The organism is Ferrimonas sediminum (assembly GCF_900100175.1).
In the GTDB taxonomy this organism is placed as follows: domain Bacteria; phylum Pseudomonadota; class Gammaproteobacteria; order Enterobacterales; family Shewanellaceae; genus Ferrimonas; species Ferrimonas sediminum.
The window spans coordinates 154,073-167,822 of sequence record NZ_FNEM01000004.1; the positions used below are offsets into that span (position 1 = coordinate 154,073).

General features: G+C 57.2%; 12 protein-coding genes. 11 read left to right on the forward strand and 1 reads right to left on the reverse strand.

The window, feature by feature from the left end; all coding sequences use genetic code 11:
- Positions 1–344 precede the first annotated feature (344 nt).
- The 11 genes from BLT77_RS06710 (at position 345) to BLT77_RS06760 (ending at position 12,385) form a co-directional block, all read left to right on the forward strand.
- A complete protein-coding gene (locus BLT77_RS06710; protein WP_090363855.1) occupies positions 345–1,703 on the forward strand; it encodes a Na(+)-translocating NADH-quinone reductase subunit A in 1,359 nt (452 codons plus the stop codon).
- Entirely contained in the window at positions 1,703–2,911 is a 1,209-nt protein-coding gene (locus tag BLT77_RS06715; RefSeq protein ID WP_090363858.1) for an NADH:ubiquinone reductase (Na(+)-transporting) subunit B, read from the forward strand. The genes BLT77_RS06710 and BLT77_RS06715 overlap by 1 nt, the downstream gene beginning before the upstream one ends.
- Complete coding sequence (locus BLT77_RS06720) at positions 2,901–3,662, forward strand: Na(+)-translocating NADH-quinone reductase subunit C (RefSeq protein ID WP_090363861.1); 762 nt, start codon at positions 2,901–2,903, stop codon at positions 3,660–3,662. Before BLT77_RS06715 ends, BLT77_RS06720 begins: the two co-directional genes overlap by 11 nt.
- Before the next feature lies 1 nt (position 3,663).
- Positions 3,664–4,278, forward strand: coding sequence for an NADH:ubiquinone reductase (Na(+)-transporting) subunit D (locus BLT77_RS06725; RefSeq protein WP_090363864.1), 615 nt, complete (start codon positions 3,664–3,666; stop codon positions 4,276–4,278).
- 9 nt (positions 4,279–4,287) lie between these two features.
- A complete protein-coding gene (gene nqrE, locus BLT77_RS06730) occupies positions 4,288–4,896 on the forward strand; it encodes an NADH:ubiquinone reductase (Na(+)-transporting) subunit E (RefSeq protein ID WP_028113951.1) in 609 nt (202 codons plus the stop codon).
- A gap of 29 nt (positions 4,897–4,925) precedes the next feature.
- Entirely contained in the window at positions 4,926–6,146 is a 1,221-nt protein-coding gene (gene nqrF / locus BLT77_RS06735; protein ID WP_090363867.1) for an NADH:ubiquinone reductase (Na(+)-transporting) subunit F, read from the forward strand.
- Positions 6,147–6,195: 49 nt separating this feature from the next.
- The gene (gene nqrM, locus BLT77_RS06740) at positions 6,196–6,426 is read left to right on the forward strand and encodes a (Na+)-NQR maturation NqrM (protein ID WP_090363871.1); all 231 of its coding nucleotides are present in this window, start codon (positions 6,196–6,198) and stop codon (positions 6,424–6,426) included.
- A 148-nt stretch (positions 6,427–6,574) separates the two neighbouring features.
- The gene (locus BLT77_RS06745) at positions 6,575–6,943 is read left to right on the forward strand and encodes a hypothetical protein (RefSeq protein ID WP_090363873.1); all 369 of its coding nucleotides are present in this window, start codon (positions 6,575–6,577) and stop codon (positions 6,941–6,943) included.
- 31 nt (positions 6,944–6,974) lie between these two features.
- Complete coding sequence (locus BLT77_RS06750) at positions 6,975–7,226, forward strand: hypothetical protein (RefSeq protein WP_090363878.1); 252 nt, start codon at positions 6,975–6,977, stop codon at positions 7,224–7,226.
- Positions 7,227–7,591: 365 nt separating this feature from the next.
- On the forward strand, positions 7,592–8,431 hold the full coding sequence (locus BLT77_RS06755; RefSeq protein WP_090363881.1) for a hypothetical protein: 840 nt from the start codon (positions 7,592–7,594) through the stop codon (positions 8,429–8,431).
- A gap of 18 nt (positions 8,432–8,449) precedes the next feature.
- Complete coding sequence (locus tag BLT77_RS06760) at positions 8,450–12,385, forward strand: zinc-dependent metalloprotease (protein WP_090363884.1); 3,936 nt, start codon at positions 8,450–8,452, stop codon at positions 12,383–12,385.
- A 73-nt stretch (positions 12,386–12,458) separates the two neighbouring features.
- On the opposite strand, the gene BLT77_RS06765 is transcribed toward BLT77_RS06760, so the two are convergent.
- On the reverse strand, positions 12,459–13,646 hold the full coding sequence (locus BLT77_RS06765; protein WP_090363887.1) for a methyltransferase: 1,188 nt from the start codon (positions 13,644–13,646) through the stop codon (positions 12,459–12,461).
- Between the last annotated feature and the right edge of the window lie 104 nt (positions 13,647–13,750).

Consider the following 13,750-nt stretch of genomic DNA (forward strand, 5'->3'; position numbering starts at 1 on the left):
CGCTGCTGCTGGGTTATTCACCAGCACGGCAACCCGGCTCTCGCCGTCAGCCAGAACCACTGGTCAGACCGACGCAAGCGCATAATGTAGTTGCTTGATCATCTTTAAATCCTTGCGGATGTGCACAAAAACCCACCCAAACACCACCAATGTCACACAAATTACTGATTAAGAAGGCTAAAACTGCCTATCCATTAACAAATCAGAAAAAATGCCCCGCCTGATCTCGTAACTTTACAAGTAAAAACTTTCAATTTGAGTGCCAAAATGTGACATCTCTATCGGAAGTCTGCCCGAGTGTGATTTATCATTTTTCGTCCTATTTCTAACGGTTGATGTTTGCGATGGCGAGTTCCTCAGACCAGGTAAAAACAATAACGAAGGGCCTTGATGTGCCCATTGCCGGCGAGCCCCGGCAAATCATTGAATCCAGCCTGAGCCCATCCCACGTAGCCCTGCTTGGCGAAGAGTACGCCGGGCTCAAACCCACCATGATGGTGGAGGTGGGTGACGTGGTGAAGAAGGGCCAGCCTTTGTTCGAAGACAAAAAGAACAAAGGGGTGATCTACACTGCGCCCGCCAGCGGTGTGGTGACCGCCATCCACCGTGGTGCCCGCCGGGTGCTGCAATCGGTGGTGATCCGCGTCGAGGGCAACGAAGCGATTCAGTTCGATGCCTACGATGATCTGGCCTCGCTGTCCCGCACCCAGGCGCAAACTAACCTGATTCGCAGTGGCCTGTGGACCGCCCTTCGCACCCGTCCGTTTTCCCGGGCACCACAGCCAGGCAGCGCTCCGGCAGGCATCTTCGTCACCGCCATGGACACCAATCCCCTGGCGGCAGATCCCCGAATCATCATCGCTGAACAGTCCAAGGCGTTTGCCGACGGGCTGGCGGTCCTGACAGCACTTACCGACCACAGTGTCCATTTGTGCCATGACGATCAGGGCAGCCTGCCCGGTCACGATCTGCCCGGGATCGAGAGTCACCGCTTCGGCGGCGTCCACCCGGCAGGCCTGGTGGGCACCCACATCCACCACATTCTTCCAGTCAGCCTGGAGCGCCAGGTATGGCACATCGGTTATCAGGACGTCATCGCCTTCGGCAAGCTGTTCACCACCGGTGAGCTGTGTACCGATCGGGTGGTGTCCCTGGCCGGCCCCAACGTGACCCAACCGCGGCTGGTACGGGTCCCACAGGGTGCAGAACTGACGCCGCTGCTGCAGCAGGAACTCAAGCCGGGATTCTCCCGTGTGGTCTCCGGCTCACTGCTGTCCGGCCACACCGCCGCCGGTCCGCGCGACTTCCTGGGGCGCTACCACACCCAGATCTCGGCCCTGACCGAAGACACCCAGCATAAGCTGCTGTCCTGGGCACGCCCCAGCCACCAACGTTTCTCCATTGCCCGGGCAGTGACCTCGCTGTTCACCCGCAACAAGAAATTCGACCTGACCACCCACTCCGGCGGCTCCAAACGCGCCATCGTGGCCTATGGCCAGTTTGAAAAAGTGATGCCGCTGGACATTCTGCCGACGCTGCTGCTGCGTGACCTTATCTGTCAGGACACCGACGAAGCCCAGGCCCTGGGGGCACTGGAGCTGGACGAAGAAGATTTGGCCCTGTGCACCTTTATCTGTCCGAGTAAATACGACTTCGGCAAAGAGCTGCGCACCTGCCTGGACATTATTGAGAAGGAAGGGTAATGACTGATCACAACCAACGTGGCCAGGACGCCTACTACGCCCACGGTAACTCCATGAAGGATTACCTGCGTTCGCTGTTTATCGTTTACGCCCGCCCGACCTCGGGCAAGGTACACGTTCGCGATGGCATCGATGTGAAACGCACCATGCACGTGGTAATGCTGTGCCTGATGCCGGCGATGCTGTTTGGCATGTACAACCAGGGTTTGCAGGCACAACTGGCCCTGCAAGCCGGCGCTGCCGCCGTCGACGCCTGGCAACTGGGGCTGTTCAACACCCTGTTTGGCCCCCTCAATCAGGACAGCTCCGCTGTGGCCCTGTTTAGCTACGGCGCCAGCTTCTACCTGCCTATCTACGTCACCGCACTTCTGGTTAACCTGTTCTGGGAAGTGGTGTTTGCCCGGGTTCGTAACCAGGAGTTGCACGAAGGCTTCTTCGTGACCTCCATGCTGTTCGCACTGGTGTTGCCGATCTCCACCCCATTATGGATGGTGGCCATGGGCATCAGCTTCGGCGTGGTCATGGCCAAAGAGGTGTTTGGCGGCATGGGCTGCAACTTCCTCAACCCCACTCTGGCGGGTCTGGCATTCCTGTACTTCGCCTACCCCACGGTCTTTGGTGCCACCGGCCAGATAGTGGCAGTGGATGGCTTCAGCGGTGCCACCACCCTGGCCCAGGCTGCAGCAGGCAAAGTTTCCTTTGCCGACTACCCCTGGTATCAGGCCTTCAGTGACGCCGCCTGGTGGGATGCCTTCCTCGGCTTCACCCCCGGCGCGATCGGTGAAACCAGCACCCTGGCCCTGCTGATCGGCGGAAGCCTGCTTATGCTGTCCAGCCTGGCCTCCTGGCGCATTGTCGGTGGCGTATTCATCGGCATGGTCGCCACCGCGACCCTGTTTAACCTAATTGGCTCCAGCACCAACCCCATGTTCGCTATGCCGTGGACCTGGCACCTGGTCACCGGCGGCTTTGCCATCGGCATGCTGTTTATGGCCACCGATCCGGTCACCAGCACCTACACCCGTAAGGGGCGCTGGGCCTACGGCGTACTGATTGGTGTGATGGCGGTATTGATTCGCGTCATCAACCCCAAGATGGCCGAAGGCATGATGCTGGCGATTCTGTTCAGCAACCTGTGGGCACCGATTTTCGATTACCTGGTGGCGCGAGCCAACATCAAACGGAGGCAGGCACGCAATGGCCTTTAATAAAGATTCTGTGCTCGGCACCATGACCTTCAGTGTGGTGCTGTGCCTGCTGTGTTCCTTTATGATCACCGGCACCGTCGAAGTGCTGAAAGAGCGCAAGCTGGTCAAAAAACGCAGCGAGCTGAAGCGCTACGTACTGGTGGCCGCCAATATTCAGGGCGACGTCGAGGAGATGTTCGACAAGCACGTTACCCCGATGCTGGTGAACCTGGACAGCGGCGAGACCGCCGACCTGAGCGAAAAAGAGATTCTCGATTTCGATGACCGTATGGCGGCCATCAATCCGGACACCTCGGTCAAACCCAAGAAAGATCTGGCCCGCATCAAGCGACGCGCCAACCAGGCTCGAGTATTTAAGGTGGTGGACGACAACGGCCAGCTGACCAGCGTGGTGATGCCGATTCATGGCAAAGGGCTGTGGTCTGTGGTGTACGGCTTCGTGGCGATTCAGCCCGATCTGAATACCATCGAAGGCATGGTGGTCTCCGAGCACGGCGAAACTCCCGGCCTGACCGACTTCCTTAAAGACCCGCAGTGGCTCAAGGGCTGGCACGACAAGCAGATCTTCGATGACAGCGGCAAACCGGTACTGGCGGTGGTCAAAGGCGGTGCCAAAGCCGGCGACAGCCACGGCGTTGATGGCGTCAGTGGCGCGACCAAAACCGGCCGAGGCCTGCAAAAAGCCGTGCGCTTCTGGTTCGGCCCCGAAGGCTACCAGACCTTCCTGAACACCTTACACAAGGAGGCCTGAGGTGAGTAACGCAACCAAACAGGTTCTGACGACCCCGATTTTCGCCAACAACCCGGTTGCCATGCAGGTGCTGGGGGTGTGTTCCGCCCTGGCGGTCAGTAACTCCATGGAAACCGCCGTGGTCATGACCCTGGCAGTCACCTTTGTACTGGTGTTTTCCAACCTGATTATCTCGCTGATCCGCAAGATGATCCCCAACAGTGTGCGCATCATCGCCCAGATGACGGTCATCGCCTCTCTGGTGATTGTGGTCGACATGGTGATGCAGGATGTGGCCTATGAGCTGTCACAAAAGCTGTCGGTGTTCGTTGGCCTGATCATCACCAACTGCATCGTCATGGGGCGGGCGGAAGCCTACGCCATGAAGCACGGTCCGCTGATGTCAGTGGTGGACGCCCTGGGTAACTCCATGGGCTACGGCGTCATCCTGATCGGCGTCGGCTTTGTCCGCGAGCTGCTGGGCAGCGGCACCCTGTTCGGCCACGAGGTGATCACCACTGCCGAAAACGGTGGTCTGTACCTGGCCAACGAGATGTTCAAGATGCCCCCCAGCGCCTTCTTCCTCATCGGGCTGATGATCTGGGCCATCCACGTGATTCAGCGTAAAAAAGGCTAAGGAGCTCCCATGGAACATTACATTAGCCTGTTTATGCAGGCGGTCTTCATCGACAACATGGCACTGTCCTTCTTTATGGGCATGTGTACCTTCCTGGCCGTCTCCAAGAAGGTGTCCACCTCCTTTGGTCTGGGCGTGGCGGTAATCGTGGTAATGGCACTGGCGGTGCCGGTAAACCAACTGATCTACGTTAACTTTCTGAAGCCAGGCGCCCTGGCCTGGGCCGGCCTGCCCAACCTGGATCTGAGCTACCTGAAGCTGATCACCTTCATCGGCGTGATTGCCGCACTGGTGCAGATTCTGGAGATGGTGCTGGATAAGTACGCACCGGCCCTGTACCAGACTCTGGGGATCTTCCTGCCGCTGCTGACGGTCAACTGCGCCATTTTTGCCGGGGTGATCTTCATGGCCAACCGCGACTACAACATGACCGAGTCGGTGGTGTTTGCCCTGGGTTCCGGCACCGGCTGGGCCATGGCCATTGTGCTGCTGGCCGGTCTGCGGGAGCGGATGAAATTCTCTGCCATCCCGGAAGGGCTGCAGGGGATTGGCATCACCTTTATTTCTACCGGATTGATGGCGCTGGGCTTTATGGCCTTTGCCGGCGTCTCTCTGTAACCGAATCACCAGATTAAGAAGGTAACGTAATGGAAATGGCAATCGGCATCAGCATGTTCACCGTGGTGGTGTGCCTGCTGGTCGCGGTGATTCTGTTCGCCAAGAGCAAATTGGTCGCCAGCGGCGATGTCACCATCGGCATCAACGACGATCCGGACAAAACCGTCACCACCCCAGCGGGTGACAAACTGCTGGGCGCGTTGGCGGGCCAGGAGATCTTTATCCCCTCCGCCTGTGGTGGTGGTGGTACCTGTGGTCAATGCCGGGTAACTGTAAAAAGTGGAGGCGGTGAAATTCTGCCCACCGAGCGCGATCACATCACCAAGAAAGAGGCCAACGAAGGCTGTCGTCTCGCCTGCCAGGTGGCCGTGAAAGACGACATGGAGCTGGAGCTGGAGGAGGAGATCTTCGGCGTTAAGAAGTGGGAGTGCGAAGTGGTCTCCAACGACAACACCGCCACCTTCATCAAGGAGCTGCGCCTGAAAATTCCGGAAGGGGAAGAGGTGCCGTTTAAGGCCGGCGGCTACATTCAGATTGAGGCGCCGGCGCACCACGTGAAGTACAGCGACTTCGACATTCCGGATGAGTACCGCGACGACTGGGACAAGTACAATCTGTTCGAGCTGGAGTCGAAGGTGGAGGAAGACGTACTGCGTGCTTACTCCATGGCCAACTACCCGGATGAGAAAGGCCTGATCATGCTGAACGTGCGTATTGCCACGCCGCCAAGCAATGACCTGCCTCCGGGCAAGATGTCGTCGTTCATCTTTAACCTGAAGGCCGGCGACAAGGTCACCATCTCCGGCCCCTTTGGCGAGTTCTTCGTTAAAGAGGACAGCGACGCCGAGATGATCTTTATCGGCGGTGGTGCCGGTATGGCGCCGATGCGCTCGCACATCTTCGATCAGCTCAAGGGCAAACAGACTAAGCGCAAGATGAGCTTCTGGTACGGCGCCCGATCCACCCGGGAGATCTTCTATCAGGAGGATTTCGATACTCTGGCGGCCGAGAACGACAACTTCGAGTGGCATGTGGCGCTGTCGGATCCGTTGCCCACAGACAACTGGGAAGGCTACACCGGCTTCATCCACCATGTGCTGTTGGAAAACTACCTGAAGAACCACAAGGCTCCGGAAGATTGTGAGTTCTACATGTGCGGACCACCAATCATGAACTCCTCGGTGATCACCATGCTCAAAGAGCTGGGCGTCGAGGATGAGAATATTCTGCTGGATGACTTCGGCGATTGATCTCTGCGGGCAGCCTCATGGCTGCCCCTTTCTCTGTTAAGGAGCGGTTATGACAGCTTTTATTGCCACCTTTTCCCTGATGTTGCTGGTGATTCTGATCATGTCAGTCGGTTACCTGTTCCGGCGTAAATCCCTTGCCGGCTCCTGTGGTGGCCTGGCCGGTGTGGGCATCGACAAAGCCTGCGATTGTCCCGAGCCCTGTGACAAACGCAAAGCCAGAATGGCCGCCGAAGCGGAGCAGCAACGGCATCAACAGTACCTGCAACAACGGATCCTGTAACCGAACATGCCTAGGTAACTGCATAAACATTCAGGCAATTCAATCGCTTGACCTATACTCCCAACGGCTGTTTTTTGCTAACATCCCGACCATCTTTCTTCGCTGTTGCACAACCTGGACTCAACAGTGTTACCAGTCGGGAGTCGAAATGAAACCCTTATTTGCCCTGATGCTGGCCGCCCTGGCCTCTCAGGCATCTGCCGCCACCGTTGACGTCAGCATCGAGCTGTCCCTGCCTGGCAGCGACCCTATGACCCTGCAGGTCAGCCCCGAAGCCAATGAATGGGCCCATTACCCACTGGGCGACTATCAACTCTCCATCCGTCCCAGTACCAGTTCCGATCAGAAAGACGACATCATCACCGTCGACGCCATCCTGACTCAGGGGGCCGGCAACAACACCAATCAGCTGCTGATGCCCGCCATTACCGTGCTGTCTGGCGACAAGGGCGCCATCGAATTGGGCAAGCCTCCCCGCTCGGTCAATTTTGCCGTCAGCGCCACGCTGGCAGACTGATTTCTCACCGTATCTGCAGGACGCGCACGCCATGGCCAAACCCAACAAAAAGGCCCCTGGACGCTCGGTCGATGTGTTTTGCAGCGGCTGTAACCAGAAGTTGTACCGTTATAAAAAGGGCGGTAATGGCGCCCTGGTAAAGTGCTTTAAAGAGCGCATCAGTGAAGACTACACCGTTACCCCCTGTATCTGCCCGGGGTGCGGCGTCACCTTTGCCCGCGACACGCTGATCCGAGGCACTCCGGCATTTAAGATGATCGGTGGCAAAGTGCGGATGAAGTAGGCCGACCGTACCTGCCCCCTCGTAACTGCCGGCTCTTGCTCAACCGAATAAATCTCGCTCAAGTCAATGCATCAGCGATTCCTACTGCCGTCAGCGCCCCCCGCCAGTGACAGCAACGCCCAGCCTCTGAAGTCTGGACAAGCCGTTCATAGTTAACAGAGTGCGTTAGCAGTGGGAGCCAGATCTCACTTTGCGTCAATTGTTTTAATTTTATTACCTGTTTGTAGTTCTTTTCCTTTTTTACCTTTGCCTTGATGAGTCAGTAGTGATAGCGTTTCGCGTCTAATATTAACTTCATGGCGAAACTTTAGAGCCAACTAATTTACATAACTTTAATTGTAATAGGCCTAAAAAAGGTAAACATAATGAGAATTGGCTTACTTTTAGTCGCTCCCATTTTATGGGCTGCGTCTTTTTTGGTGCACGCCGAAAACATTCAGGACCGGTGGGAAACTCCAGAGAAAAGTCGCTGGTCTGGTTTTATTAGCTTTGACTACACGCAAAACAAATACAGCGCAAACGCATATCTATCTGAGCGAATATATTCTGGTACCGCCATTATAAGATACGCACTTAATAAAGATTCTAGGCTCCAGGCGGTTATCTCCGGCTATCATTCAAACGACGGTGATGACTACCGCAGCCAGGGAGACTTCTGGAACGACACCTCCCTGTCATGGTCAGAAAATAACGTTTGGAATCCGTCGGATAGTGTAACAATGAGCACGGAACTGCGGGCCATCTTCCCCACCTCAAGGCTGTCGCAGCGACAGGATCTTGAGTTCTCTGTGCGAGGTGGAGTGCGATTCAGTTTCGACCTCAGTAAATACGTAAAGGGGCTTTATATAGGCAACAATGTAAGACTGAGAAAGAACTTCCATGAATACGAAAGTGCGGGTGGCCAGTTGATGACTGAATATCAACTCAGCAACCTATTCACTGTGGATTACTTTTTTGCAAAACGATTCAATTTCAGTGCCTATATTATCGCTCGCCAGAGCTGGAATTACGACGGTGGAGATTTCTACCCGGATCTGATTCACGGCGAAGAGTTCGGTTATCAGTTATCCGACAATATCGACCTCGCTTTAGGTATGACCAATGGCATTACCTATTACAACCAAGAACGCGGCACGAATCCAATTCACGACCTGATTGACTTGGACAAAATGAACTTTTATTTCGTTGCCAACTACCAGTTTTAAATGAACAGGAAATCACCCATGTTTAAAAGGATAGCGATTGCCGTCGCCATCAGTGCCGCATTGGCGGGCTGTGGCACCGAAGAACGGCCCTATGACGTCTACGAACGACCGGCGGAGGAGATCACCACCGCCTCTCTGGATACCGAGTCGCTGTGGCTGTACATGCCCTCTACCGGCGAAGCCCCGCGCTACGCCATGACCCAGCGCGGGTTCTTCCAGGGCGATCCCAAACTGGTGACGCTAAAGTTTGATAAAAAGAACGGCATCTTCGCCGAAGAGGTGGACCGGGATAAGCTCAGCGCCGACAGCGACAGTCGCTGGGATGCCGACATCAACAAAGCCCCGGTGCTGCGCATTCCCGGAGAGTTCCGTCAATACCGCTGTGCCCTCAACGCCTACGACGAGTGCACCAACAAAGAGGAGGTCAACGAAGACGAGGATCTGCTCTGGAGTGACGCCACCCACTTCGTGCCCGAGTATGAGAAGATCGAGTCCATCGCTCAGGACAGTGTGCGCGCCTGGTTTACCGCCAGCAACGTCGAAGAGACCGCCGATCCCCGTGTGGTGTCCTATGAGTACAATCCGGAAGAGGGGGTGATCAACGTCGAAGTTGAACGCACCTTTACTGCCGATCCCGAAGACCAGTACCAGTTCGGCCCGGACCTGAAAGACTACTCCTTCAAAACCAAGTTCTACTACTCGTTGGTCAAGCTGGATAAGCTGACCACCCCGGGGTATGAGCCGGTCTATTATCAGGGCCGCGATCGCGCCTTCTACGGCTTCTTCAACGACGCCAAAGAAAAGAGCACCGACACTGGCGAGACCAACGTTCAGGGCAGCGTCTACAGCCTGCTGAACCGCTTCGCCCCCGGCAAATCCAGCATCGATTACTACCTGAGCGACAGCTATCACGACGATGGCAACGAGCTGTACAAACAGGTGACGCTGGACAGCATCGCCGACATCAACACGTCGCTTCAGGGCACCGGTGTACCGCCCATTCGCATCGTCAACCCCGACAGCAAAGCCGGCGTGCACACCGGTGATCTGCGCTACAACGTGCTGAACCTGATCACCGATCCTGTGGATAGCGGCCTGTTGGGCTACGGCCCGTCCGCCACCAACCCGCTGACCGGCGAGATCGTTCACGCCCACGTCAACCAGTACGCTGGCGTGATCCGCTCCGCCACCCGTCGCGTCTGGAATGAGCTGGTGATGCGCTACAACCGCCAGGAGATTGTCCGCCCTGACGAATACACGCCAACTGGCAACACCGCGGCCGACGAGGAGAGCGTCAATACCGAAGTCGCCGCCTTCGCAGAGATGCTGGCCGCCGATCGCGGCGCGCCTATCGGTACTCCCGAGTTCAGCAGTGATGAGATCAGCCTGGTCGCCGGCCAGGTACTGACTCCCCAGATGGCAAACCACAACGTCGTCGATGACCATGCGTTCAATACCCGGCACCCGGACCTGGCGATTCAGTCGTTCAACAAGGATCAACAACGCCTGAAGAACCTGTCTGAGCAGAACGCTTACTCCATCGATTTCATGTGGCTGAGCACCCAGTCTAAAGGCTTGATTGACGGCATCGACTACGCCGCCGGTGGCTACTTCGCCGATGACCAGAACCTGACTCTGAAGGACTGGAACAGCCTGAGCAAAGCCCAGCAATCCAGCATCAGCGACGCCGTCGCGGCCCACATGTTCCGCTCCACCCTGATTCACGAACTGGGCCACAACCTGGGTCTACGCCATAACTTCATGGGTTCGGTGGATAAAGCCAACTTCTACTCACAGGCCGAGGCCAAGAGTAAGGGGATGGACAAGGTTCCGGCCTACAGCTCCATCATGGATTACGCCGCCTCGGTGTTCGATGAGCTGCCCAACTACGGTAAGTACGACATCGCCGCCCTGCGTTTCGGTTATGGCCGTCAGGTCGAAGCCAACCTCACCACGGAGCAGGTCAATCCGGAAACCAGTGCCACCGAGCGGGTTACCGAGAAAAAGTATCTGTCACTGTCGAATCTCGACGCCAAACTGGCCCAGGACTTCAACGCCTTCCCTCGTGGCACGGTTCAGTACATGCGGGACAACTACCAGGACAGCGATGAGCTCAAAGAGATCGATCTGGGTGACAACCAGACTCTGGGACTGGCCCTGTACAACTTCTGTACCGACGAACACACCACCACCTCGGTACTGTGTAATCGTTTCGACGAAGGGACCGACATCAAGGAGCTGACTGAATTCCGCATTCAGAAGTACCGTGACAGCTATGACACCATGAACAAGCGCAACGGCCGTCAAAGCTTCTACCAGTTCCACCAGTACAACTACTTCCTCGCCCGTTGGAACGAGTTCCTGCAGATTCGCGATGTGATCGAAAACGTCGAGGAGATCGATTACCTGTTTGCCCGTTACCTGGGGGTCAGCAACACCAATGGCCGGGTCTTCAGCGAGATCTACGCCAACAGCTGTCGCGGTGTCGATCGCAGCACCATGAACAGCAACTTGAAGAATCTGTGTGACACCTACGACGCCGCCGTCACCGCCGCCGACTTCTTCCTTGAGGTCATGACCACGCCCGACATGGTGTGCGAGCTGGAGGAAAAATCCGGTGTCCCCGGCGTCCCTAACCGCTACCGCTTTGCCACCCTGTCCGATCTGTGGCGCACCTATGGCCCTGGCATGTCCGACAACCGCGACATCCCCACCAGTTGCTATGACGATGAGTTGGTCAGCGTATTGGCCAACCAGCAAAATGAGATCGTGGTTCGCTCCCAGACCCGTGATGGCCACATCGAGGCCAGCCTGCAGGCCAACAACCCACATCAGAGCTCGGTCTCCTCGGTGGATCTGCTGGGGACCTGGCCGGACAAACTGCTGGCGGCCCAGATGCTGGTACGCCGGGACAGCCCGTTCGTGGACACGGAGAACTCCAGCCTGGCGCTGATCGACATCGAGGGTAAAGTGGAAGAGATCTTCAGCCACCTGTCTTACCTGACCGGCAACCCCACCTCCCGTCAGCCGGTATTTGTGGACAACAACGGCGACTATGTCAAAACCGTCGATCGTTATGTGCCGGCCTTAGGCAAAATGGTCGATCAGGCGCCGTCCTACCTGTGGCCGATGAAGCGCTTTTTTGGCCTGACTGGCGGCGATCAGTTGAACTACTGGTTTGACGCCTCGACTCCGGATACTCCGACGCCGATGTTGCGCGCCCTGCTGACCAACCTGCATACACACGCCTATGCCCGTGAATACGGCCTGAGTGACAATGCGGTTGGGCTCATCGACGGCATCAGCCTGCGTAAAGCCGGACCCTATGTGGACACCACGGACGCCCTCACCTTCTCCTGGAAAGCCGATAACTTTGTGGCTTCCCGTCGTAACCTGCTGGCCAAGGCGATGGCCACCCGCGCCCTGTACACTGACGATCAGAAAGCCAAAGTCGAGCGCCTGGGTAAGGTCGGCTACCGGGTACGCAACGCCCTGAACGTGTTCCGCGAGACTCATGATCACCATGAGAGCCGTCTGGTCGCCATCGCCGATGCCGACGCCCTGAAGCTGATGAAGGAAACCACCGGGTTCTCCCGCTTCTTCCTGATTCGAAACAGCTTTAAGGAATACACCGATGCCGACACCGGCACCAAGTGTCGTCGCCTGGAGGTGGACAGTGAAACGGAAGCGCAGCGCCTGAGTCGCAAGTGTAATTCACAAGCCAGTCTGGAAAACGCGCTGCAGTCCATCGACCGTGTCGAAGAGGACCGCCTGCCGGCCCTGTACGAACTGGCCACCATTTTTGGCGATGCCATTGCCTCCAACAACGGCATCAGCAGCTACGCCAAGGATAAAGAGGTTTACGACTACGATTCCGAGTTGCTTCGCCTGTGGAGCACCAACAAGTACGTCGAGTACCGCCGTGCCTTCGAGCAGTTCCCTCTGCTTAACTAAGTCGTACCACTAAAACACAAAGCCGGACCCCAGGGTCCGGCTTTTTTATGCCTCGATGACGTTATGCCTATCCTCAATCCGGCTTTCGTGCCCGCACCAACAGGTTTCTCGGGGTCATCTGCCTGTCGCAGAAGGTGCTGATCTCCACCTCATAGCCCTGCTCTTCCAGATAACAGACCCGATCCAGCACCAGCCACAGCTCCAGAGGACGGCGGAACAGCTGACGCACCGTCTCCATCTGCTCCACCAGATGCAGCCGTGACTGGCCCTGATCCAGATAGGACTCGAACTCAAGCCCCTCCACAGGCAACGCCAGCCCTTTGCGCTGCGCCGCCCACTGACAAAACGCCTCAAACCCCTCACCGAGCAGCGACTTGGGCACGTTAGGCAGCGGCAGGTAGCGATCCTGGCCCGTCAACTGGCGCTGCAGGCAGTCAAAGCCGAGGCGATAACTCAGCTCCAGCTGCCGCTGGCGCTTTACATGGCCCGGGGCAGTGACGGTTTCCTGCAGCGGCAGCTTTAGATCCAGCTTACTCAGATCCAGATCCAACCCTTGGGCCGCTTGTGATAACGGCTGATAGCGGTCACTGCGGATCAGGTGATAACAGCAGGGGGAGAAAGAGATCGCTTCGGTGCCGGCCCTGGCCCCGTGGCGCAGCAGCGCCACATGAAGATCGCCGCAGGCGTGCAGGGCCACCGCATGCTGATGTTGCCTAAGGTGGCCGGCCGCCGAGTCGTCGAAGGCATCGCCATTAACGAACGTCATCGGCAGGCCAAAGCGGGTCGCCAGTGCCTGGCCCTCTTCACACAGACCCGCCTGCCACTCCAGGCTGACCACAGGCTGATCGCTGGTGGCCGCCAGGGCGCGCCCGAGGTGCCCCTTGCCGGCGCACCACTCCAGCCAGGGCCGGTGACGTTCGGGCAAGGCATCGGAAAACGCGGTGATCTGCTGCCATTTGCGACCGGGAATCTGCCAGTCGAGCCGGGGCGGATAGGCCTGGGCAGGCTGTTGAACCGGATTGGCCTGAGCCAGCTCGGTCAGTTCCGCCAGCCAGGGCAGCATCGGCGACAGCTGGGCCTGAAGCTGCGAGGCATCCTGGCGCAGTGCCGTTAACTCTGACAACGAGTGCTGCTGCAACCACTGACACAACGCCGGCTCCTGCCACGGCAGCGCCAGGCAATCGAAGGGCACAAACTGCCAATAGGGCTTGAGCTCAGCCAGCAACAGGCTCAGGCGCGTAAAGCGATCAGAATGGGACATAACCAGGGCACAATGAGTGAGAGGGCGACGATTGTAATGGCTTCGAAGGCAAAGATCCTCTGTTGCCTTCGATTGGGTTGAACCGGGTCACCCTCAAAAGCAGA